This window comes from Bradyrhizobium sp. IC4059 (assembly GCF_020193615.1).
Classification (GTDB): domain Bacteria; phylum Pseudomonadota; class Alphaproteobacteria; order Rhizobiales; family Xanthobacteraceae; genus Bradyrhizobium; species Bradyrhizobium yuanmingense.
Genome location: NZ_JADYVH010000001.1, coordinates 465,699 through 488,561, shown reverse-complemented (window position 1 = coordinate 488,561; position 22,863 = coordinate 465,699). Strand labels below are relative to the sequence as shown.

At 64.6% G+C, this 22,863-nt stretch carries 24 protein-coding genes; 10 read left to right on the top strand and 14 right to left on the bottom strand.

Annotated elements, in window-relative coordinates; translation table 11 throughout:
• Positions 1-50: 50 nt before the first annotated feature.
• Complete coding sequence (locus tag I6F12_RS02315) at positions 51-452, bottom strand: RT0821/Lpp0805 family surface protein (protein WP_345944158.1); 402 nt, start codon at positions 450-452, stop codon at positions 51-53.
• 119 nt (positions 453-571) lie between these two features.
• Between I6F12_RS02315 and pdxH the strand changes: the two genes are divergently transcribed.
• Together pdxH and I6F12_RS02305 are read left to right on the top strand one after the other, a co-directional pair.
• Entirely contained in the window at positions 572-1,213 is a 642-nt protein-coding gene (pdxH, locus tag I6F12_RS02310) for a pyridoxamine 5'-phosphate oxidase (protein WP_036004041.1), read from the top strand.
• A gap of 26 nt (positions 1,214-1,239) precedes the next feature.
• Positions 1,240-1,992: an SDR family oxidoreductase gene (locus I6F12_RS02305; protein ID WP_036004050.1), complete on the top strand. Its 753-nt coding sequence runs from the start codon at positions 1,240-1,242 to the stop codon at positions 1,990-1,992.
• Positions 1,993-2,205: 213 nt separating this feature from the next.
• Here the strand turns inward: I6F12_RS02305 and I6F12_RS02300 are convergent, their stop codons facing one another.
• Positions 2,206-2,424: a hypothetical protein gene (locus I6F12_RS02300; RefSeq protein ID WP_035696491.1), complete on the bottom strand. Its 219-nt coding sequence runs from the start codon at positions 2,422-2,424 to the stop codon at positions 2,206-2,208.
• 204 nt (positions 2,425-2,628) lie between these two features.
• Entirely contained in the window at positions 2,629-3,606 is a 978-nt protein-coding gene (locus I6F12_RS02295) for a magnesium transporter CorA family protein (protein ID WP_036004038.1), read from the bottom strand.
• A 339-nt stretch (positions 3,607-3,945) separates the two neighbouring features.
• On the opposite strand from I6F12_RS02295, the gene I6F12_RS02290 reads away from it, so the two are divergent.
• Entirely contained in the window at positions 3,946-4,626 is a 681-nt protein-coding gene (locus I6F12_RS02290) for a L,D-transpeptidase (RefSeq protein ID WP_036031037.1), read from the top strand.
• Between the two features lie 36 nt (positions 4,627-4,662).
• On the opposite strand, the gene I6F12_RS02285 is transcribed toward I6F12_RS02290, so the two are convergent.
• Entirely contained in the window at positions 4,663-5,745 is a 1,083-nt protein-coding gene (locus tag I6F12_RS02285; RefSeq protein ID WP_036031034.1) for an extensin family protein, read from the bottom strand.
• A 65-nt stretch (positions 5,746-5,810) separates the two neighbouring features.
• On the opposite strand from I6F12_RS02285, the gene I6F12_RS02280 reads away from it, so the two are divergent.
• Complete coding sequence (locus tag I6F12_RS02280) at positions 5,811-7,439, top strand: fatty-acid--CoA ligase (RefSeq protein ID WP_036004029.1); 1,629 nt, start codon at positions 5,811-5,813, stop codon at positions 7,437-7,439.
• 253 nt (positions 7,440-7,692) lie between these two features.
• Positions 7,693-8,547, top strand: coding sequence for a DUF1499 domain-containing protein (locus I6F12_RS02275; protein ID WP_036004020.1), 855 nt, complete (start codon positions 7,693-7,695; stop codon positions 8,545-8,547).
• A gap of 71 nt (positions 8,548-8,618) precedes the next feature.
• Here the strand turns inward: I6F12_RS02275 and I6F12_RS02270 are convergent, their stop codons facing one another.
• The 4 genes from I6F12_RS02270 to I6F12_RS02255 form a co-directional block, all read right to left on the bottom strand.
• A complete protein-coding gene (locus tag I6F12_RS02270; RefSeq protein WP_225155410.1) occupies positions 8,619-9,536 on the bottom strand; it encodes an MBL fold metallo-hydrolase in 918 nt (305 codons plus the stop codon).
• Between the two features lie 163 nt (positions 9,537-9,699).
• Positions 9,700-10,914 carry an acyl-CoA dehydrogenase gene (locus tag I6F12_RS02265; protein WP_036004014.1) on the bottom strand — a complete coding sequence of 405 codons (1,215 nt, stop codon included), beginning with the start codon at positions 10,912-10,914 and terminating at the stop codon, positions 9,700-9,702.
• A 136-nt stretch (positions 10,915-11,050) separates the two neighbouring features.
• Positions 11,051-12,127 (bottom strand): 3,4-dihydroxy-2-butanone-4-phosphate synthase, encoded by a 1,077-nt coding sequence (gene ribB, locus I6F12_RS02260; protein WP_036004011.1) that lies wholly within the window; start codon positions 12,125-12,127, stop codon positions 11,051-11,053.
• 189 nt (positions 12,128-12,316) lie between these two features.
• On the bottom strand, positions 12,317-14,047 hold the full coding sequence (locus I6F12_RS02255) for a cation:proton antiporter (RefSeq protein ID WP_036004008.1): 1,731 nt from the start codon (positions 14,045-14,047) through the stop codon (positions 12,317-12,319).
• Positions 14,048-14,114: 67 nt separating this feature from the next.
• On the opposite strand from I6F12_RS02255, the gene I6F12_RS02250 reads away from it, so the two are divergent.
• On the top strand, positions 14,115-14,642 hold the full coding sequence (locus tag I6F12_RS02250; protein ID WP_225155409.1) for a DUF3124 domain-containing protein: 528 nt from the start codon (positions 14,115-14,117) through the stop codon (positions 14,640-14,642).
• A 51-nt stretch (positions 14,643-14,693) separates the two neighbouring features.
• Positions 14,694-15,926 (top strand): PLP-dependent aminotransferase family protein, encoded by a 1,233-nt coding sequence (locus I6F12_RS02245; protein WP_225155408.1) that lies wholly within the window; start codon positions 14,694-14,696, stop codon positions 15,924-15,926.
• 20 nt (positions 15,927-15,946) lie between these two features.
• On the opposite strand, the gene I6F12_RS02240 is transcribed toward I6F12_RS02245, so the two are convergent.
• Entirely contained in the window at positions 15,947-16,219 is a 273-nt protein-coding gene (locus I6F12_RS02240; protein ID WP_036031024.1) for a helix-turn-helix domain-containing protein, read from the bottom strand.
• 159 nt (positions 16,220-16,378) lie between these two features.
• Between I6F12_RS02240 and I6F12_RS02235 the strand changes: the two genes are divergently transcribed.
• Together I6F12_RS02235 and I6F12_RS02230 are read left to right on the top strand one after the other, a co-directional pair.
• Positions 16,379-16,831, top strand: a complete 453-nt coding sequence (locus I6F12_RS02235) for a hypothetical protein (protein ID WP_192893286.1) — start codon at positions 16,379-16,381, stop codon at positions 16,829-16,831.
• 102 nt (positions 16,832-16,933) lie between these two features.
• Complete coding sequence (locus I6F12_RS02230) at positions 16,934-17,173, top strand: hypothetical protein (RefSeq protein WP_109145899.1); 240 nt, start codon at positions 16,934-16,936, stop codon at positions 17,171-17,173.
• A gap of 61 nt (positions 17,174-17,234) precedes the next feature.
• Here I6F12_RS02230 and I6F12_RS02225 read toward each other — a convergent pair whose 3' ends face one another.
• The 5 genes from I6F12_RS02225 to I6F12_RS02205 form a co-directional block, all read right to left on the bottom strand.
• Positions 17,235-18,023 (bottom strand): aldo/keto reductase, encoded by a 789-nt coding sequence (locus I6F12_RS02225; RefSeq protein WP_225155407.1) that lies wholly within the window; start codon positions 18,021-18,023, stop codon positions 17,235-17,237.
• A gap of 175 nt (positions 18,024-18,198) precedes the next feature.
• Complete coding sequence (locus tag I6F12_RS02220) at positions 18,199-19,764, bottom strand: alkaline phosphatase D family protein (protein WP_225155406.1); 1,566 nt, start codon at positions 19,762-19,764, stop codon at positions 18,199-18,201.
• Positions 19,765-19,876: 112 nt separating this feature from the next.
• Positions 19,877-20,293 (bottom strand): hypothetical protein, encoded by a 417-nt coding sequence (locus I6F12_RS02215; RefSeq protein ID WP_225155405.1) that lies wholly within the window; start codon positions 20,291-20,293, stop codon positions 19,877-19,879.
• Positions 20,294-20,402: 109 nt separating this feature from the next.
• On the bottom strand, positions 20,403-21,404 hold the full coding sequence (locus I6F12_RS02210; protein WP_225155404.1) for a nitronate monooxygenase family protein: 1,002 nt from the start codon (positions 21,402-21,404) through the stop codon (positions 20,403-20,405).
• Positions 21,405-21,465: 61 nt separating this feature from the next.
• Positions 21,466-22,203: an SDR family oxidoreductase gene (locus I6F12_RS02205; RefSeq protein ID WP_036031046.1), complete on the bottom strand. Its 738-nt coding sequence runs from the start codon at positions 22,201-22,203 to the stop codon at positions 21,466-21,468.
• Between the two features lie 173 nt (positions 22,204-22,376).
• Here I6F12_RS02205 and I6F12_RS02200 point away from each other — a divergent pair, with 173 nt between their 5' ends.
• Positions 22,377-22,841, top strand: a complete 465-nt coding sequence (locus I6F12_RS02200; RefSeq protein ID WP_036031008.1) for a helix-turn-helix domain-containing protein — start codon at positions 22,377-22,379, stop codon at positions 22,839-22,841.
• Positions 22,842-22,863 lie beyond the last annotated feature (22 nt).

Sequence of the window (22,863 nt, the reverse complement as noted above, 5' to 3'; positions counted from 1 at the left end):
TTGGAGCATGGTCTGATCGGAAAACCGGTTCCCACGTTTCCGGATCATGCTCAGCTCCGCCACGGCTTTAGCGTATGAATCTTCCAACGGCCACGACCGCTTTGGCAGCCGGCGCCCTGGAGCCAGCTTTCGGTATTGCCGTTGACGTAGCTCGCCAGGAAGTCGCGGCATTTGCGCCCGTCCTCGGCGGCATAGGACTGGGCGATGGGCGTCACCGAGCCGCGCGCCCCTGTCTCCGGATTCTCCCAATGCTGGCTGGAATCCTTGTCGCCCTTGCTGAGGACGTCAGAGGCGGCGTTGCGGGTGAAGGCGAGATCGGTCTCGGTCGGGGGAGCGTCCTTCGCCGGCCGCGCGATCGAGCCGGTGAGGTCGCTGTCCTCGGCCTTGGCATAGGCGCTGCCGTCGTTGCGGGAAAAGCTGCAGCCGCCGGCACCAAGCCCGATCAGAATCATCGTCACGACGAAGCCGGACGGCCGGATCGCCGATAGGCCAACGCGTCCCCATGCCCTATATAGGGCGGTAGCGGACAACAACGCGTTTTGGGCCGCGGGACGCAACTCGGACTCCGGACATGACCGACACGACCTCGATGAAACACCAGACACCCTTAACATCCGGTGATTTCACCGCCGCCGACGAGCCATTTGCGTTGTTCGAGGCCTGGCTGAACGAAGCGGTCAAGAGCGAGCCGAACGATCCGAACGCCATGGCGCTCGCAACGGTCGATCCCGACGGGCTGCCTGATGTGCGCATGGTGCTGATGAAGGGCTTCGATACCGAGGGTTTCGTCTTCTACAGCCACATCGCCAGCCAGAAGGGCCGCGAACTCGCCGCAAATCCTAAGGCAGCGTTACTTTTTCACTGGAAGTCGCTGCGCCGTCAGGTGCGCATCCGCGGCAACGTGACGCCGGTGACCGACGCGGAGGCCGACGCCTATTTCGCGACGCGGCCGAAGCAGGCCCAGATCGGCGCCTGGGCGAGCAAGCAATCGCAAGAGCTGGAGAGCCGGTTCGCGTTCGAGCAGGCCATCGCCAAGGTCGCGGCCAAATACGTCATCGGCGAAGTGCCGCGGCCGCCGGGCTGGAGCGGCTGGCGCATCACGCCGGTGCGGATCGAGTTCTGGCACGACCGCCCGTTCCGCCTGCACGACCGCATTGAATTTCGCCGTGACGCGGCCGGCCAACCGTGGTCCAAGACGCGAATGTATCCGTAAGCTTTGGGCCGACCTGAAAGATGTCCATGCCGCATTCGTCCAATGCGCCGCGCCGTACGCTGCTCCTGACCGGAGCCAGCCGCGGCATCGGCCACGCCACCGTGATCCGTTTCTCCTCGGCGGGCTGGCGCGTCATCACCTGCTCGCGGCATCCTTTCCCGGAGGACTGCCCCTGGGACGCAGGGCCGGAGGACCACATCCAGGTCGACCTCGGCGATCCCAAGGACACCGCGCGCGCGATCTCGGAGATCCGCAACCGGCTCGAGGGCGGCACGCTGCATGCGCTGGTCAACAACGCCGCGATCTCGCCGAAGGGCGCCGGCGGCTCGCGGTTGGGCTCGGTCGACACCGACCTCGATACCTGGACCCACGTCTTCCATGTCAACTTTTTCGCGCCGATCATGATGGCGCGGGGGCTGATCGAGGAATTGAAGGCCGCCAAGGGGTCGGTCGTGAACGTCACATCGATCGCGGGCTCGCGCGTGCACCCCTTCGCAGGCGCAGCCTACGCCACCTCGAAGGCCGCGCTCGCAGCGCTGACACGCGAGATGGCCTCCGACTTCGGCCGCATCGGCGTCCGCGTCAACGCGATCGCCCCGGGCGAGATCGACACCTCGATCCTGTCGCCGGGCACCGAGAAGATCGTCGAGCAGCAGATCCCGATGCACCGCCTCGGCACGCCCGACGAAGTGGCAAAGATCATCTACGTGCTGTGCACGGACACCAGCTCCTACGTCAACGGCGCCGAGATCCACATCAACGGCGGCCAGCACGTGTAGGCGGGCACTGTCATTGCGAGCGAAAGCGAAGCAATCCAGACTGTCTCCGCAAAGACAGTCTGGATTGCTTCGTCGCGGAGCCTGTCATCCGGCCCGCCGGAGGCGGGACCGGGTGGCTCCTCGCAATGACGGAAGTGGAAATGGCCGCTCAGGGAAGCAAGGCGATCCAGACAACGCCGCCGCAAGACCTGGATCGCCCTTACCTTCCGTTCCTCAATCGAGTCGAATCCGACGTGACCGCTCGCGCGGCCGCGGAGCGGCCGTGCTGAATGCAGTCGAGCAGTCGTCGTCGTTCTCACCATCGAGCAGCGGAGCACCACAGTGCCGGCACATGCGTGCCGACATCGACGGCGCCTTGCCGCTCGCCAGAACCTGACGGTAGTTCGCCAGATCGATGACGTTGCGGGGCGACGTTATGTGTTTCTCAACCATGGCTGTTCCTCGCGGCTACGCCCTGCTTATCGCAGACAAGTTTCGCGCAAACGTTCAGCCCACCGCTCAAATTTTACCGGAGGAATTGCGGCATGACACACGCGTCACCGCGTCGCCGCAATCCCGATCGATTCTGCGACACGATTCATCGTGTCTATGCGAGCGGCGTAAGGTCTCGGTAGGTATCTTTGCTCGCGCACGATCCTACAGCCACTTCTTCCACTTGAAGATCCAGTAGGGGACGATGGCGGCGATCAGCATCATCACCAGCGCCATCGGATAGCCGTGCACCCATTCGAGTTCCGGCATCACCTTGAAGTTCATGCCGTAGATCGAGGCGATCAGGGTCGGCGGCATCAGGACAACGGCCATGACCGAAAACAGCTTGATGATGTTGTTCTGCTCGAGATTGACGACGCCGAGCATGGCGTCGAGCACGAAGGTGATCTTGCTGGAGAGATAGGAGGCGTGATCGGTCAGCGAGGCGACGTCGCGCTGCATGGTCTTGAGCTGCTCGCGCATGTCCTTCGACCACTTCACGCCCTCGACCACGGCGGACAGGAACGTCACGACGCGGCCGATCGACACCAGGCTCTCGCGAACCTTCGAGGTCAAGTCGCCCTTGCGGCCGATCGAGATCAGAATCTGGGAATATCGCTTGGCGTGGCCGTGGCGCTCGCTCTCCGGCTCGAAGATCTCGTGGGAGACCTGGTCGATCTCCGCGCCGCAGCGCTCCAGAATGTCGGCGCAGCGGTCGATCACGGCGTCCAGGAGCTCCATCAGCACCATCTCGCCGGTGATCGAGGGCGTGCAGGAGCGGGCGAGCTTGGCCTCGACCAGCGCAAAGGGCTTGGGCAGGTCGTAGCGGACCGTCACCAGGCGGTGGTCGCCAAGGATGAAGGTCACCGCGGTGGTCCGGGGCATGTCGGTATCGGAGTGGCACATCAGCGTCGCGGTCATGTAGCGCGCGCCGTTCTCCATATAGAGGCGACTGGAGATCTCGATCTCCTGCATGTCTTCCCGGGTCGGGATGGCGATGCCCGCCAGCCGCTCGACCGCCTTGTCCTCGGCAGCCGAGGGGTTGACGAGGTCGATCCAGACTGCGTTCTCCGGCAGCGCTGTGAGATCCTCGACAACCGCCTTCTTGAGGGAGGTCTCGGAGAGAACGAACACCGAAAACATCAAAAGCTCCAGAGATCCTGCGACAGAACGACAGCCCTTAGCGCGATTCTGACAGGTTCACGATGACAACAACATTAACGGAGCGTTTGCATCTGCGGCGGCCCTAGGGCTCAACTGTGGCGCCGGAGGAACAGTCTGGCGCGTCTTACCAAAAAAACCCGCACGACACCCCCAAATTTGCGGCAGAAAAGCCACAGCTGGGGTCTTACAGCCCTGGAAAACGGCTTCAGCGCTGGAATTGTGGCAGATTTCAACCATAATGGGCTTAACGGAGTCGAGGAACTTGGGCGCTACGCTCAGGTCACTTCCGCACGGTATTGTTTTGATTGGAACCAAACCATGTCGTCGCTGAAAATTATGTTTGGGATTTTGGCCGCTGGCCTGATGCTGTCGGGCTGCATGCAGGCCACGACGCGTTACGAGGCGACGGACACCAAGGCGTTCAAGCCCAAGGACAAAGAACTCCTTGCCAAGGTGAAATACGAGAATACCGCGGTCGCAGAACCGTTCCGCCGCGCGATTGTCGAATTCCACCGCAAGGAAGCGCCGGGCTCGATCGTGGTCGATTCCGACAACCATTACCTCTATTACGTGCTGGAGGGCGGCAAAGCGATCCGCTATGGCATCACTGTCGGCGAAGAGGCCATGGCCTGGTCGGGCATCGCCAAGGTGGCCAGCAAGACCGAGTGGCCAGCCTGGCACCCCACCCCCGGCGAAATCTCGCGCTTGGGCGTGCCGACCTATGTCGCACCCGGACCGGACAATCCGATGGGCTCCCGCGCGCTGTACCTCCATTCTGGGGGCAAGGACACGCTGTTCCGCATCCACGGCACCAACCAGCCGGAATATATCGGCGCCTCGATCTCGTCAGGCTGCATCCGCCTGACCAACGAGGACGCGATCGATCTCTATGATCGCGTCAAACTCGGCACCCTCGTCGTGGTGCTCGAGCCGAAGCACGGCGATTCGCCCTACAAGCCGCGCCTCGCGCTCCAGGGTGGTTCCAGCTCACCCTACTAAGCAGGCCTTGCCCGAGGCTTTTCAAAAGCGCCGGTTTCACCGGCGCTTTTTTGTTGCCGGCTGGTGCGATCGGGCTTTGTTGCCATCCGCCGCCGGCTTGTCCGTAGGTGCAGCAGGCTTTTCCGTCTCACCGCCGTCGGCGCCCTCCTTTGCCTCGGGCTTGGCCGCGACCTCGCGCGGCGGTGCCTCCTCGGGACGCTCCGCCGGCAGCAGCGGTGCGACCTGAGGCAGCGGATCCCACACGTTCCATTGGCAAATCCGGTAGTCGTTGCGTCGCTGCGCGAGATCGAGATGGATGTGGTCCTCGTGGTACCAGTCCGAACCCGGGCCTAGCACGGTGGAAAAGCGAGTGCAGACCGAGTGCAGCACGCGCTCGCGCACCTCGCGCGAGGTGGTGCGGTCGGTCAGGCCGATCGACTGCCCATTGGCGAGCTTGACGGCGCGGATGTCGATGGCATTGGCCTTGCCGTGCTCGGACAGCATCGCGCCGGCCACGCGGTTGCGGCCGCGGCACTCGAAGCTGTCGAAATTGTCGAGCTCGCTGACGGCGGAGCCGAGGCTGGTCGCCAGCGGCGTCATGTCCTTGCGCACCCAATCGGCGAGCGCGGACGCCATGGTGCAGCGGAGGATCGCCGCCGGCTTGACCGTCACCTTGCGCTTGTCCGGCAGCACGATGGCCTCCAGCCGCACCAGATCCTCGCCGCCGCAGGCACCCGGACCGCGGATATCCGGAATGGACGGCGCGATCGCGATCTCCTCGGTCAGCGCCAGCCGACAGGCCGAGGCCTGCTTCTCGGGCGGCGGCGCGGCCTCGGCGGGCTTGTCCGCACTTGGCTTGTCGGGGGACGGCTTGCCGTCTGCCTGCGCCGCCCCCTCATCCGACGCTTTGGGGGCCTCCTCGGGACGCGGCTTCGGCAGCGGAATCCTGGCGGCGCGAACGGTTGCGCGGGGCTTCGGTGCTCCAAGGTTGAAGATATCGAGCGGCGCAGGATATTTCCGCGCCTCTGCCCTTTCGGCGATCAGCAACAGCCCCGCCGCAGCGGTAACCATTGCCGCCCCGGCGGACATATAGCCGCGACAAGACCATTTGCGACGAAAGTCCGGCAGGCTAAAACTCATGGCAATTCTTTGGCCCAACGCTGAGAGCGATAACGCGCCCAGCGACTTCTCGGAGGAACGTCGGAATGCTTGGTTTGATGCAAGATTGGCCCCTGCTCTGCCACCGGATCATCGAACACGCCGCCAGGATTCATGGCAAGCAGGAGGTGGTCACACGCTCGGTCGAGGGACCGATCCATCGCACCAACTACGCCGAGATCCACAAGCGCGCGCTCAAGGTCTCGCAGATGCTGGAGCGCGACGGCATCAAGCTCGGCGATCGCGTCGCAACGATCGCCTGGAACACCTGGCGCCATCTGGAGGTCTGGTACGGCATCATGGGGATCGGCGCCATCTGCCATACCGTCAATCCGCGCCTTTTCCCCGAACAGATCGCCTGGATCATCAATCATGCGCAGGATCGCGTCGTGATGACCGATCTCACCTTCATTCCGATCCTGGAGAAGATCGCGGACAAGCTGCCCAGCGTGGAGCGCTACATCGTGCTCACCGACAAGGCTCACATGCCGGAGACCACGCTGAAGAACGCGGTCGCCTACGAGGACTGGATTGCGCAGGCCGACGGCAAATTCAAATGGAAGGACTTTGACGAGAACACGGCGGCGGCGATGTGCTACACCTCCGGCACGACCGGCGATCCCAAAGGTGTGCTGTATTCGCATCGCTCCAACGTGCTGCACGCGCTGATGGCCAATAACGTCGACGCGCTCGGCACCAGTGCGTCCGAGACAATGCTGCCGGTCGTTCCGCTGTTCCATGCCAACAGCTGGGGCATCGCCTTCTCCGCGCCCTCGCAGGGCACCAAGCTGGTGATGCCGGGCGCCAAGCTCGACGGCGCCTCGGTCTACGAACTGCTCTCGACCGAGAAGGTGACGCACACCGCCGGCGTGCCGACGGTGTGGCTGATGCTGCTCCAGCACATGACGGCCAACAATCTCAAACTGCCGGATCTGAAGATGGTGATCTGCGGCGGCTCGGCAATGCCGCGCTCGATGATCAAGGCCTTCCTCGACATGGGCTCGAACGTCCGCCACGCCTGGGGCATGACCGAGATGAGCCCGATCGGAACCGTCGCGGCGCTGAAGCCGCCGTTCCAAAATGCGACCGGCGATGCCAGGCTCGACGTGCTGCAGATGCAGGGTTATGCGCCGTTCGCCGTGCAGATGAAGATCACCGACGATGCCGGCAAGGAGCTGCCCTGGGACGGCAAGACCTTTGGCCGCCTCAAGGTCTCCGGGCCCGCCGTCGCCAAGGCCTATTACCGCGTCGATAGCAACATCCTCGACGAGGACGGCTTCTTCGACACCGGCGACGTCTCGACCATCGACGAGGACGGCTATATGCGGATCACCGACCGCTCCAAGGACGTGATCAAGTCCGGCGGCGAGTGGATCTCCTCGATCGACCTCGAAAACCTCGCGGTCGGCCACCCCGCCGTGGCGGAAGCCGCCGTGATCGGCGTGTTCCACCCGAAATGGGACGAGCGGCCGCTGCTGATCGTGCAGCTCAAGCAGGGCCAGCAGGCCACGCGCGAGGACATCCTGAAGTTCATGGAGGGCAAGATCGCCAAATGGTGGATGCCCGACGACGTCGCTTTCGTCGACGGCATTCCGCACACCGCCACCGGCAAGATCCTGAAGACGGCGCTGCGCGACCAGTTTAAGGATTACCGGTTCCCGAACGCGGCGGCGTGACGGGCTGGGTGCGCCCCTCCTTGGAGGGGCGTCAGCGTCCGACTTGTTGAAGCCTCCACGACGTCATGGCCGGGCTTGTCCCGGCCATCCACGCCTTGCCCCACGGTGCAGTGAACGTGGATGGCCGGGACAAGCCCGGGCATGACGGCTTGGGCGTAGCCGGAACCCTTGAATTTGCTCCCGCGCCGTGGTCTCAACGGCGCATCGTCGCGCCAAATCGGCCGGCATCGCCAACCCCGGCAGAGCTCACCCGATGGCCCGCAGGTTTTCCGCTCCCTACCAGTCGGAGCCCGTGTCCAGCCTCGCGAGCTGGGCGCGCAATCTGGCCGTGTTCGCGGTTCTGGCGGTGGTGGTGTCGATCATCGTCGTCCGTTTCGATTTCCTGGAGCCCAAGCCGGCGCTGGCGACGTTCATCGGCGGGCTCGCGATCGCCGGCCTCTCGATCCTGTTCGGGCTCGCCGGCTTTGCCGCAATCTGGCAGAACGGCTCGCGCGGCATGGCGCGCATCCTGCTCGCCTTCCTGATCGACGGGGCGATCCTCGCCTATCCCGCCTATCTGGCCTTTCAATATCGCAAGCTGCCGTCGATCTACGACATCACCACCAATCCGATCGATCCGCCGCGCTTCGATGCGCTGGCGCGCCTGCGCACTGGCGAGGGCACCAACACCGCGGTCTATGCCGGCCTCTATTCGGCGGAGCAGCAGCGCCATTTCTATCCCGAGATCGAGCCCGTCGAGCTCGAGATCTCGGCCGACCGCGCCTATGCGATCGCGCTTCAGCTCGTCCACAAGCGCAAATGGATCGTGATCGACGAGCGCGCACCGCAGCCGCCGCGCCGCATCGGCCGCATCGAGGCGGTGGCGCGCACGCCGATCATGGGTTTCCGCGAGGACGTTTCGATCAGGGTCGTGCCGGATGGCGATGATTCCCGCGTCGATATCCGCTCTGCGTCGCGCAATTTCGACAGCGATCTCGGCAGCAATGCCGCACGCGTCAAGACGTTCATCGACGACCTCAACACCGCCGCCGATGCCGATGCACTCAAGCCGGTGAAGAAGACGCCGGTGACGCCGCCCAAGGCGCCGGCGAAGACGGTGAAGAAGTGACTTGGCGAATGGGGAGTAGCGAATAGCGAATGGAGCCGCCCATTCGCTATTCCCCATTCGCTATTCGCCCCCTAGGCCATCCGATAGGTCCCGCCGATCACGGGATCGCCATCCGTCGCCACCACGCCGCGGGCGACCAGATCTTCCAAATGCGCCAGCACGGAATAGCCGGCAGCTGTCGTCAGGCGCGGATCGATACCGATATAGATCGCGCGGACCATGGTCGGGATGTCGGTCTCGCCCTTGGCGAGGCGGTGCAGGATCGAGGCCTCGCGTGCCTTGCGGTGGCGGATCAGGAAGCGCACGAAGCGCTGGCCCTCGGGAATCTCGGGGCCATGGCCCGAGAAATAGAGATCCTCCTCGCGGGTGGCGAGCCGGTCGAGCGAATCCATGTAGTCGATCATCGAGCCGTCCGGCGGCGCCACGATCGAGGTCGACCAGCCCATCACGTGATCGCCGACGAAGTTGAACTTCCGCTCCGGCCAGGCGAATGCCAGATGGTTGGCCGTGTGGCCGGGCGTCGCGACGGCTTCGAGCCGCCAGCCGTCACCTTCCACGACGTTGCCGTGCGCGAGATTGACGTCCGGGGCAAAATCGCGGTCGGCGCCGGATTCCGGATTGTGCTTCTCGCTCTCGAATCGCGGCCGCGAGGCGCGATGCGGGCCTTCGGCATAGACCGGCGCAGCCGTCGCCTGCTTGATCCGCGCGGTGTTCGGCGAATGGTCGCGATGGGTGTGGGTGACGAAGATGTGCGTCACGGTCTCGCCGCGCACGGCATCGAGCAGCGCCGCCGCATGCGCCGCATCGTCTGGACCGGGATCGATGATCGCGACATTGCCCTTGCCGACGATGTAGCTGACCGTGCCCGTGAAGGTGAACGGGCTCGGATTGTTGCAGAGCACGCGCCGCACGCCGGGGCGGACCTCCTCGACGATGCCGGGCTTCAGCGGAAAGTTGCGGTTGAACGGGACGTCGTCGTTGTCGGACATGGGACTTCCTGTGCCACACTCTCTGCCGTCATACCCCGCGAAGGCGGGGTATCCAGTACGCCGCAGCGCCAGTGACAAAAGCGAAGTCTCTGGGATACTGGATCGCCCGCCTGCGCGATCGATGACAGTTGAGCAAGCTAGCCGCGGCGGAAAAACACAGTGACTAGAAAAACGCCTGAATGCCCGTGATCGCGCGGCCCAGGATCAGGGCGTGGACGTCGTGGGTGCCCTCGTAGGTGTTGACCGTCTCGAGGTTATGGACGTGGCGCATCACGTGATACTCGATCGAGATGCCGTTGCCGCCGTGCATGTCGCGGGCGGTGCGGGCGATGTCGAGGGCCTTGCCGCAATTGTTGCGCTTCATGATCGAGATCATCTCGGGCGCGAACTTGCCCTCGTCCATCAGGCGGCCGACGCGAAGCGAGCCCTGCAGGCCGAGCGCGATCTCGGTCTCCATGTCGGCGAGCTTCTTCTGCACCAGCTGGGTCGCGGCGAGCGGCTTGCCGAACTGCTTGCGGTCGAGCGTGTATTGACGGGCGCGGTGCATGCAGTCCTCGGCGGCGCCAAGCGCACCCCAGGAGATGCCGTAGCGGGCGCGGTTGAGGCAGCCGAACGGGCCCTTGAGGCCGGACACGTTGGGCAGCAGGGCGTCCTCCGGGACCACGACGCCGTCCATCACGACCTCGCCGGTGATGGAGGCGCGCAGCGAGAGCTTGCCGCCGATCTTCGGCGCGGACAGGCCCTTCATGCCCTTCTCCAGCACGAAGCCGCGGATCTGGTTGTCGTGCGCGGCCGACTTGGCCCAGACCACGAAGACGTCGGCGATCGGCGCGTTCGAGATCCACATCTTGCTGCCGGTAAGGCGATAGCCGTCCGACACCTTCTCGGCGCGGGTCTTCATGCCGGCCGGATCGGAGCCGGCATCGGGCTCGGTCAGGCCGAAGCAGCCGACCCACTCGCCGCTGGCGAGCTTGGGCAGGTACTTCTTGCGCTGGTTCTCGTCGCCATAGGCGTAGATCGGGTACATCACCAGCGAGGACTGCACCGAGTTCATCGAGCGATAGCCGGAATCGACCCGCTCGATCTCGCGCGCGACGAGGCCATAGGCGACGTAGCTCGCATTGGCGCAGCCATATTCTTCCGGCAGCGTGATGCCGATCAGGCCGAGCTCGCCCATCTCGTTGAAGATCTCGCGGTCGGTCTTCTCCTCGAGATAGGCCTTGGAGACGCGCGGCAGCAGCTTGTCCTGCGCATAGGCGCGGGCGGTGTCGCGAACCATGCGCTCGTCTTCGGTGAGCTGCTCGTCGAGCAGGAACGGATCGTCCCACTGGAAAGAAGCCGCAGCCGGCTTGTCCTTGGCCTGAGGGCGCACGCTCATGAAACGTCCTTTCGCGTCTGGTTCCGTCGATAATTGCCCGACAAAGTAAAGCGCCGCGGCAACAAGTTCAATTGCATCCTGGCTTGGTCGTTCCGGGGTGGCGCTTTCAGCGCGACCGGGAGAAAGACAATGCGTGTCAGCTTTCGAGCTGCTCGTTGGCGACGATCTCGATGCCGAAGCCCGATAGGCCCTTGTAGTCGTGCACCGACGAGGTGAGATGCCGGATCGAAGTCACGCCGAGGTCGCGCAGGATCTGCGCGCCGACGCCGACCTCGCGCCACTGGCGGTTGCGGTCGGCCTCCGTCGACGTCTCGTCCGGCAGCGGCGAAACGGGCACGCCGGCCGCGCCGTCGCGCAGGTAGACCAGCACGCCGCGGCCGGTCTTCTTGAAATGCTCGAGCACGGCGGCCATGCGCTTGTGGCCGGTGAAGGTGTCCTTGACGATGTTCGGCTTGTGAAAGCGCGTCAGCACGTTCTTGCCGTCGCCGACCCCGTTATAGACGAAGGCGACGTGGGCGATGGAATCGAACGGCGAGCGGTAGGCATAGCCCTGCAAGGGACCGATCGGGCTGTCGGTGACGAAGGTCGAGACCCGCTCGATCAGCTTCTCGCGCGCCTGGCGGTAGGCGATCATGTCCGCGATGGTGACGTGCTTGAGCTTGTGCCTGACCGCGAATTGCGCGACCTGCTCGCCCTTCATCACGCTGCCGTCGTCGTTCATGAGCTCGCTGATGACGCCGACCGGCGGCAGGCCGGAAAGCTTGCAGAGGTCGACCGCGGCCTCGGTGTGGCCGGAGCGAAGCAGCACGCCGCCGTCCTTGGCGATCAGCGGGAAGATGTGGCCGGGCCGGGCGAAGTCGTTGGCTCCGACATTGGGATTGGCGAGCGCGCGGCAGCACGAGGCGCGCTCCTCGGCGGAGATGCCGGTGCCGCCGTCGGGCTTGTAGTCGATCGAGACCGTGAACGCGGTGGTGTGCGCGGAATCGTTGTGGGCGACCATCGGATCGAGCCGCAGCCGGCGCGCGTCCTCGGTCGTCACGGGCGCACAGACGATGCCGGAGGTATGGCGGATGATGAAGGCCATCTTCTCGGCGGTGCACAGCGAGGCGGCGACGATCAGATCGCCCTCGCCCTCGCGGTCCTCGTCGTCGGTGACGACCACGAGCTCACCCCGAGCAAAGGCCTGCAAGACTTCCTGAACGCTATCGGGCATTTCCCAATCTCTATCGGTTATGGCCGGGAGGCTTAGCCGGACTTGGGTCGGGGCGCTAGTCTCCCCAGCGCAACCACATATGTCCGAGGGCGGGCCTGCCGATGGGTTTCAGGCTTGCACCGGGCATACCAGCGATATAGGCGCAGATTGCCCGCAAGGAAGGCGGGCAAGGAAGGCGGCCCGACGCCGTCAGGGCAGCACCTCGCGGCGCTCGCCGAGGCGCTGATCGAGCTCGGCGCGCTTGTCCGCGAGCAGGCCGGCCTGGGCGGCTTCGATCACGGTAAACAGCTCATGTGCATCGCTGAGCCGGGTCACGGTGACATAGCTGGCGCCGGCCTCGTAGAGCGCGCCGACGTCGGCCAACAGGTCGGCCGTGGCGACGATCAGGGCGGTCGGATTGAGCGCGCGGACGTGACGGACCAGCTTCTCGTTGGTGGCGCCCTTCAGCAGCGAATCCGGCACGCTGAGGATGATCATCTCGGACTTGCCGACGCCGGCATGGAGCAGCGTGTCGGCGCTGCTGATGTCGCCATAGATCACGTGCAGACCACGTGAAAGCAGGGTCTGGTACACATTGGGGTTGAAATCGACCACGGTGATCTGCTCCAGCAGCACCGGTGCCTGCCGTTCGATCTCGGCCAGCAGCGCACTCGCCGCACGGAAAAAGCCGAGGATGACGATGCGGCGGGCCTCGCCATGGCCGCCCCCGTGGCCCTCCTCGGCATGGCCGTTGCCATGGTCGAGATCGCGCAGGCCGATCCGCTTCAAGGGGCCGATCGCCCAGCGGGTGATCTCGTCGCTGCGGGTCATCACGAAGGTCGAGAGCACCGCCAGCACCACGAAGGCGAACGAAGCCGCATTCGCCGTCTCGGCTGCGATGTGGCGGTCCGCGACGCCGGTCTGGATCACGACCAGCGAGAACTCGGAGATTTGCGCGAGGTTGAGCGCCGGCAACAGGCTGGCGCGCAGGCCCTGCTTCATCAGATAGAGCGGGGTGAAGGTGGTGACGAGGCGGCTCACCACCGTGAACGCCGCGATCATCAAGGCGAGGCTGATCACCGAGAGGCCGGGCACGGGAATGGTCATGCCGAGCGCGACGAAGAACAGCGTGATGAAGAAGTCGCGCAGCGTGGTGACCTTGGCGGTGACATCGAGCGCATAGGGGAAGGTCGAGAGCGAGACGCCGGCGATCAGCGCACCCATCTCGCGCGACAGCGACAGTTGATAGGCGGTCTCGGCGACGAGAAAGCACCAGGCGAGCGCACCGAGCAGGATCAGCTCGGGCCGCCGGGCGATCTGGTGGAACACGCGCGGCAGCACGTAGCGGCTGACCAGAAGCGCGGCCGTGACCAGCACCGCGACGCGGCCGATCGAGAGCAGGATGACGCTGACCTGCAGATTGGCGAGACTCGGCTGCACCGCCAGGAACAGGATGGCGAAAATGTCCTGGAGCACCAGCACGCCGAGCGTGATGCGGCCCGGCAGCGTGTCGAGCTCGCGCTTCTCGTAGAGCACCTTGACGATGATGACCGTGCTCGACAGCGCGCAGGCGACGCAGAGATAGACCGCATCGAAATGCCCACCGCCGAGCGACAGGCCGATGCCGACGAAGAACAGAAGCCCGAGCAGACAGCCGCCCAGCAGCTGGCTGCCCGCCGCGAACAGGATCACCCGCCCGGCCCGAACGATCTTCTTCAGGTCGATCTCGAGTCCGATCATGAACAGCATGAAGATCAGGCCAAGCTCGGAGATGACGCTGATCGATTCCTGCGAATGGACCCAGCCGGCGCCGAATGGACCTATGCAGAAGCCGGCGATAAGGTAGGCCAGGATCAGCGGTTGCCGGGAGAAATGGGCGAGAAGCCCCAGCATCCAGGCGAACAGAATAGAGAGTGTGATATCGCGAATGAGCTCATGCATGCCAAATTGGTCCGTTTTGCCGCACCCTAGAGGTGGGTTGCGGTGCGGCAAGCGAGCAATTCGTCACATGCGGAATGGGCTCTTCGCAGCCATGCTGCTCGCTCCCCTCGCCTTTGCCGTGCCCGCCGCCGCGCAATCCACGGTCAGTATCGAACAAAACTTTGCCGATTCGCTCACCACGCCGCTGAAGGAGGACCTCGCCGTATCCGGCGGTTTCTACGTGCCCGCCTATTCCAGCGTCGCGATGAGCCAGGGCAAGCTGCGTGTCGACTTCTCGGTGACGCTGAGCGTACACAACGCCTCCGAGACCCAGCCGCTGGTCATCAAACGCATCGCCTATTTCGACACCGCAGGCAAGCAGGTCGAGAGCTATCTGAAGACGCCGGTGGCGTTGAGGCCGCTCGCCACCGTCTCGATCTTCATTCCGACCGACGACGTGCGCGGCGGGACCGGCGCCAATTTTCTGGTCGACTGGGCCGCCACGGGCGAGATCGCAGAACCCGTGGTCGAAGCCTTAATGGTTGGCGGCATCGCCAACACGCATTACGCTTTCATCAGTCAGGGCCGTCCGACCAGGACGGCCGGCAAGAAGTAAGGCGGCCGGTGCAAAGCCGAGCTCAACAAGAACAAAACGAGGAACGCTCCCATGACGTCCAGCTTCGATTTCGCGCCCCTGTTTCCAGCAGGGCTGCCGGCCCCGTCTGCGCGTTGGACGGGCCTTGCCAAATACAGCTTCGTCGGCGGCAACAACGATTCCGAACAGGTGCCGCTCGACGAGCTGATCGAAGCGGCCGACACGGTGCTGCGGCGCGAGGGCCGCTCGCTCGCCACCTACGGTCTGGCGCATGGTCCGCAGGGCTACCTGCCGTTGCGCGAATTCCTGGTGACGAAACTCAAGCGCGACGCCGGCATCAGCTGCACGGTCGACGACCTCCTGATCGTCTCCGGCTCGCTGCAGGCGCTCGACCTCGTCAACGCCACCCTACTGACGCGCGGCGACACCGTGATTTTCGAGCAGGAGAGCTATCAGGGCTCCCTGACACGGCTGGCGCGGCTCGGCGTCAACGTCGTCGGCATTCCCCTCGACCAGGACGGCATGCGCATGGATCTGCTGGCCTCCGCGCTGGCCGACCTGAAGCGCCGCGGCATCCGGCCGAAATACATCTACACGATCCCGACGGTGCAGAATCCGACCGGCAGTATCATGCCCGAGAGCCGCCGCACCGAGCTGGTGCGGCTCGCGACCGAATATGGCGTGCCGATCTTCGAGGACGATTGTTATGCCGACCTCATCTGGTCGGGGCAGCGGCCGCCCGCGATCTACGCGATGAGCGAGAGCGGCGGCGTGATCCATATCGGCTCGTTCTCCAAGTCGATCGCGCCGGCGCTGCGCGTCGGCTTCGTCGTGGCGCCCTGGGAGGTGATGTCGCGGATGCTGGCGCTGAAGACGGATGCTGGCTCCGGTGCGCTGGAGCAGATGGTGCTCGCCACCTATTGCAAGCCGCATTTTTCAACTCACGTGCCGGCCCTGACCAAGGCGCTGCGCACCAAGCTCGACACGCTCATGGAAGCGCTCAACGAGCAGTTCGGGACCGCCGCTGAGTTCGAGGAGCCCAAGGGCGGCATCTTCCTCTGGGTGAAGCTGCCCGACCAGGTCGATACGCTGAAGCTGTATCAGGCCGCGCTCGCCACCGGCGTCTCGATCAATCCGGGGCCGGAATGGTCGACCAGCAAGGGCCATTCCGCCTCGCGGCTGCGGCTGTGCTTTGCCAGCCCCACGCACCAGCAGATCCGCGATGGCGTCGCCGTGCTAGCCGAAGTCTGCCGCAAGGAGTTTGGCGTGCCCGCCCGCAGCGCCAATGTGGAGAAGCGAGCCTGAGGCCCAGTCCGGACGTCTCCTCACGCCGCCTGTGGCTGACTGCCGTGAATCGCGGAAGCCAGCCGCAGCAACAGGACGATGGAGACGTTGCCTTTGCCGGCCTCGATCTGGGCGATGTAGCGCTCGGAAATCCCCGAGCGCCGGGCGAGCTCCCGGCGCGACAGATCGCAGCGCATGCGTGAGGACCGCAACCGATCGCCCAGCTCGCTCAGAAACGCGGCCTCGGAATAAGGCGGTACGGCACAGCTCCCCGGCAGTACTTCGCCCGCAAAATCCATGACTTGATTCAGCATTGCTCTATCCACGTTCGCCTTCGGGAAACGCCATCTTATCTTCGAACCGCCCCGCCTCATTGACGCGGATCAAATTCGCGGGCGATCGGCAGCCGCCGTGGCAGGGCCGCGCGCGGGATGCTAAACTTTGGAATTGTTCGAGGCGGGGTTTTTCAGGACATGATGCGTTGTTCGGGCCGCTGGATCGCGGCTGCGGTGCTGTGGGTCGCGTTCACCCCCACGGCTGGTGCCGAGACGCTGGCCGTGACCGTGGAGCAATGGGGCCTGCTCGGCTCCTGGGCGGTCGATTGCTCGGGTAGGCCCGACCGCGACCAGGGCGCGCGCTTGACTTACGAAATCCGGAAAGACGGCCGTGTGATGTACCGGCGCGATTTCGGCGAGGCCAGGGACGAGAACGAGGTGGTGTCCGCCACGGTCAATGCCGAGGGCCTGCTCAATGTCATGGTGTACTTCCCCTCGCTGCATCAGGCCCGCGAGTTCGGGTTGCTGTTGCAGAAGGACGGCAGCCTGCGCGCGATCTACAATCGCGGCGAGCGCGGCGAGTACACGATCAGCAACGGCAAATACGTCGCCAGCGGTGCGCCGACGCCCGCGCAGCAGCGCTGCGATTAGCACGCCTTCGTCTGAACATCCGTTCAGAATTCTCTCCCCGCTCCTCCGGAACGTTCGCGCAAATCTGCGGTTTAGATGTGCATTCGTTTGGAGGAGGACATCATGACGAAGCTTGGTTATGTGTTTGCGGCTCTCGGTGCGCTCGTGATCGCGGCGCCGACGCTCGCAAGTGCGGAGACGGTGGTGATCAAGCGCAGCGGCGGCTATCATCATCATCACCACGGCCCGTACGGCGCCCGCGCCGAATTCCGCGGACATCGTCATCATGGCTGGCATCGCCACCATCGCGGCGACAAGGTCGTCGTGATCAAGCGCAGCCATCGCCATCACCACTGGGACTAATGCGCAACGCGACAAGGAAATGGCCCCTCACGGGGCCATTTCTATTGCCCGATCACTGCAGCTAATCCCACGCCGGCGCGAAGCCTGGATTGACGCAGCGTCTGTCCTTCGCCAGCGCGGCGATCTTCTCGCGGTCGGCATCGTCGAGCGTGATCTTCAGCGCGTCGAGATTGGCCTGCTGGCTCTCGCGCCGCGAGGCCTTCGGGATCGCGGCGACGCCGTCCTGGTCGAGCAGCCATTTCAAAGCGACCTGCGCGGCGGTGGCATCGTGCCGGGCGCCGATGTCGGCCAGCACCGGATCGGCCACGAAACGCCCTTGCGCCAGCGGACAATAGGCAACCAGCGGGATCGACCTCGGCTGGAGATAGGCAAGCACCTTCGATTGATCGAGCATGGCGTGATATTCGACCTGGTTGCAGGCGATCGGCGCCTTGATCTCCTCGACCGCGACCTTGAGCAGCGCGGTGGTGAAATTGGCAACGCCGATGGCGCGCGTGCGCCCCTCCTCCTTGAGCGTCATCAGCGTTTCGAACACCGCCCCCCAGTTCGCGGCCTTCGACGGCCAATGCGCGAGATAGAGGTCGACATGGTCGAGCCGGAGCTTCTTGAGGCTGGCGTCGAAAGCGCGGCGGATCGCATCGGAGCTGAGGTTCTCGTGCCAGACTTTCGTGGTGACGTGCAACTCGCCACGCGACACGCCGGACGCGGCGATGGCCGCGCCGATCGCCTCCTCGTTGGCGTACATCTCGGCGGTATCGATGTGGCGATAGCCGATCGAAAGCGCGCTCTCGACCGCGGCACGGCAGGCATCGCCCTGCATGCGGAAGGTGCCGAGGCCGAGCTTGGGCATGCTGATGCCCTGTGTTTTCAGATGATCCGTGCAACAGGCTCCTGAGCAATTCAGCCCACCGGATCGCGCGGCGATGCCGCGTGAGCAGACTTTTCGGTGATGGAAAAGAAGTGGCGGGACCCCTCACCCTAGCGCGGGAGGAGCAAAGCGGCCAATCAAGATCGGGTTAGCAACCTCACCAATGCTGCGCCACCAGCGACGGATGCACCTGCGGCTGCGGCACGATGTCGACCGACCAGAGGTCGCGATTGTCGACGTCCTTCAGGGTCACGGTCATCACGCCGCTGTGGCCATCGATGTCGACCCGCCCGAAGAACTGCAAGCCGAAGCAGGGCGCGAGATTCTCGCCTTGCGCAGCGCTGCAGCCATGCTGGTATATCGCGACCGGGCCGAAGGTGTCGTCGAGCTCGCCCGGTCCCCAGCTGCCGGCATGCAGCGGGCCGGAGACGAACTCCCAGAACGGCTCGAAATCCTTAAATTGCGCCTTCTTCGGATCGTAGTAGTGCGCGGCGGTGTAATGCATGTCGGCGGTGAGCCAGACGATGTTGCGGATACCGGCGCGCGTGATGAATGCGAGCAGATCGGCGATCTCGTGCTCACGCCGGTCGGGCGGCCCATCGCCGAGCGCAACGGCATCCAGGCTGATCAGGCCAATCGGCAAGTCGGCCGCGATCACCTTCCAGGTCGCGCGCGAAGCGGCGAGCTCGCGCTTGAGCCAGGCGAGCTGCTCGGCGCCCAGGATCCAGCCGCGGTGATCATCGCCCTTGTTCCAGCTCTCGTCGCGGTAGCTGCGCATGTCGATCATGAAGACGTCGAGCAGCGGGCCATAGGCGATCTTGCGATAGACGCGGCCGTGCCGCGCGCCGATGTCGCGGATTGGCATGAAGTCGAAGAAGGCCCGGCGGGCTCGCGCGACCAGGCGCGGGGTGCCGTCGTCCTCGTGTCCGGACTCGTCATAGGTCCCGATCGGCGACCAGTCGTTGGTCACCTCGTGATCGTCCCATTGCGCGAACATCGGCACCTCTGCATGGAAGGCGCGAAAGTGTTCGTCGAGATGGTTGTATTTGTAATTGCCGCGGAACTGCGCCAGGGTGTGCGCCACCTCCGACTTCTCTTCGGTGACGAGGTTGCGCCAGGTCTCGCCGTTCGGCAGCTTCTGTTCGGAAGGGATCGTGCAGTCCGCGTAGATGTGATCGCCACAGTGGATGAAGAAATCTGGATTGTTATCGAGCATGGTGCGATAGCTGCGATAGCCGCCGCGGGAGACGTCGATGCCCCAGCCCTGGCCCGCGGTGTCACCGGACCACAGAAACGAGATCGACTGGCGCGCTGCCGGCGCGGTGCGGAAATGGCCGACGCGGCTTTCGCCGACGAGTCCGGTGGCGATGTCGTCGAAGCCGACGCGGTAGAAGATGTCTTGCCCAGGCGGCAGATCCGCCAGCAGGAGTTTTGCAGTGAGATCGGCAGCGGGCAGCGCATCGCCGGAGGCCGAGGCGATGATGGTCTTGAAGCTCTCGACCGTGGAGCATTCCACCTGCATCCGCGCGGGCCGATTGGCGCGCGCCCAGATCACCGCGGAGCCGCCGGAGACGTCCCCGGACTGGATGCCGCCTGTGATCTGCGGTCGATCGGCGGCGCGGCTCACATGAGGCTTCGCGAGCGAGGCGATGGCGAGACTGGAAGCGGAGCGGACCAGGAACTGCCGCCGGGTCCAGGCGCGCGAGGCGCGGAGCGTTGCCATTCAGGAGACCTTCGTCGAATCGCGACGGAAGGTGCCTGCGCTCCTTGACTGCCGGCTTACGGTTTCTTGACTCCGCGCCTACGGTTTTGCGACGCGGGGATGACGGCTGTGATCACCGCTTCCAGTTGCAAATGCCGCCAGAGCGGCATGGCCAGGTCTGGATGCGGGTGTCCATCGCCTGCGCATCGAGCGGGTTGCCGCGGCGTGCTAGCTTGGCGCGGGCCGCCCCGCGCGACGGTGCGCTTCTGGCATGCGCGCTCTTCGGCTCGGCCACACGAACACGTTCGGCGGCAACCTTCTTCGGCACATCGACCGGCTCAGCACGCGCCTGCGCTTCGTTCGCGCCACGCGCTTCGAGCGCGACCGGCGCGAAGTGCGTCTCCGGCCCGAGACGTTTCGGCGACAGCACCGCCTCGGAGAGATCGAGACCGAGATATTCGCCGGGCTTGTAGTCGTCGGCGCGCGCAACACCGGCCCCTGCGACCAGGAGGGCGAGGGCAATTGCGAAGGGAACGCTTTTCAGGACCACGGACGCCTCCTGAAATCGATTTATGAAAGGGGCAATTTACCCCTATCTAAGAGGCGCCGCGCGTAATTCCAGCGGTCAGATGCCGCCGTGGTTAAGAAGTTTGACGGTGTCAGGCGACCTTTCGCGCAGCGTCCGTCCCGTCCAGGAACCCCAGCAGGCGGCTGCGGATGATGGTTTCAGCCTCGCCCATGATGCGATCGATGAGCTCCTTGCAGGACGGGATGTCGTGGATCAGGCCCGCGACCATGCCGCAGCTCCAGGCGCCGGCATCCATCTGGCCGTCCAGCATGATCTTGGGATAGACGCCCGCGACCTGGTCGTGGATGTCGTCGATCGTGAGCTTGGCGCCCTTTTCGCGCTCGATCTCGAGCAGGCGGTCGACATTGGCGTTCTTCAGGACGCGCTCGGTATTGCGCAACGCCCGCATGATCAGGCGGGTATCGAGCTCGGTGGCTGCGACGAGAGCATTCTTGACGTTCTGGTGCACCGGCGCTTCCTTGGTGGCGATGAAGCGCGTGCCCATGTTCATGCCCGCCGCGCCCAGCGAGAGCGCCGCGACCAGGCTGCGATCATCGGCCATGCCGCCGGAGGCGACGAACGGGATCTTCAGCTCTTCCGCCGCACGCGGCAGCAGGATCATGTTGGGAATGTCGTCCTCGCCGGGATGGCCGCCGCACTCAAAGCCGTCGACGCTGACGGCGTCGCAGCCGATGCGCTCGGCCTTGAGCGAGTGACGCACCGATGTGCATTTGTGGATGACCTTGATGCCGGCGGCCTTCAGCGCCGGCATGTAGGCTTCCGGGCTGCGGCCCGCGGTCTCCACCGCCTTGATGCCGCCCTCGACGATGGCCGCGATATATTCCGGATAAGGCGGCGCCGAGAAGGCCGGCAGGAAGGTGAGGTTGACGCCGAACGGCTTGTCCGTCATGTCGCGGCAGCGCGCGATCTCCTTGGCGAGCAGCTCGGGTGTCTTCTGCGTGAGACCGGTGATGATGCCGAGCCCGCCGGCATTGGAGACGGCAGCGGCCAGCTCGGCGAAGCCGACGAAATGCATGCCGCCCTGGATGATCGGGTGCTCGATGCCGAACAGTTCGGTGATCGCGGTCTTCACTGAAGGTCCTCCCGGTTTTGCTTGATGTTGAGCTCAGTCTAGCCGGACTTTCTCGCGGCGGTCACCATTTCTCTCCGAAGGGGCGGATCTCCATCTCGAAGGTCCAGGCGCTCTTCGGCTGCTGGTAGAGCTGCCAATAGGCGCTCGCGACCGATGACGGCGGCATCAGGAGATCGGGATTATCGAGCGCATTCGGCCCGAGCGCCTCGAGCCGACGCTGGCGCACCCATTCGGTATCGACGCCGGAATCGATGATGAGATGGGCGACGTGGATGTTCTTCGGCCCGAGCTCGCGCGCCATCGCCTGCGCGACCGCGCGCAGGCCGAACTTGGCGCTGGCGAAGGCGGCATACCCGCTGCCGCCGCGCAAGCTCGCGGTCGCACCCGTGAAGAAGATGTTGCCGCCGCCGCGCGGCAGCATCAGCCGCGCCGCCTCACGGCCCGCGAGGAAGCCGGAATAGCAGGCCATCTCCCACACTTTCCGAAACACGCGCTCGGTGGTGTCGAGGATCGGGAAATTGACGTTGGCGCCGACGTTGAAGATGCAGACTTCGAGCGGTGCATGCTTGTCGGCGTCGTTGAGGAAGGCGATGACCTCATCTTCCTTCCGCGCGTCGAGCGAGCGCGCGTGGATGTCACCACCGGCAGCTTCGATCTCTTGCACCAGCGGCGCCAGCTTATCGCCATTGCGGCGGCCGGCGAAAATCGAGAACCCTTCGGCGGCAAACTTCTTGGCGATCTCGGCGCCGATGAAATCGCCGGCTCCGATGACGGCCGCAGTGGCGTTTCGCTTGGACAAGACCGCCTCCTCCCATGGGCCGCGCTGCGAGCGCGCGGCATTTATGTGCCGGAGGCTATAGTTCAAAAATAGAACTGTCAAACTGAGCGGCTGAATGTTAGCTTCTAGTGAAAATCTCTCTGATCGATCAACTTAGTTCCTTTTTCAGACTGAGGACTTGCAGGAACCGCATCATGAAATGGGACACGCTGGAGGAAGAGCCCTGCTCGCTCGCGCGCACCGTCGCCGCGATTGGCGACCGCTGGACGCTGCTGATCCTGCGCGAGTGCTTCCTGCGGGTACGGCGGTTCGAGGCGTTTCAGTCCTCGCTGCAGATCACACGCCATCTGCTCTCGGAGCGGCTGAAGAAGCTGGTCCGCTTCGGCATCCTGCGCCGCGTCCCCTATTCCGAAGCACCGAAGCGTTACGAATACATCCTGACCCAGAAGGGGCTCGACCTCTACCCGATCATCATGGCGATGGTGCATTGGGGCGACGCCCATATGGGCGACGAGCGCGGCCGCCCGCTGCTGCACGAGCACAAGAGCTGCGGCAAGCTGTTCGATCCCGTAATGGTGTGCTCGGAATGCGGCGAGGTGCTGCATGCCAAGCAGGTGCATGTGCATGCGGGCCCGGGGCGGAGAGAAGCGGCGGAGTGAGTGAGGCGCCGCGCCTCTCAAA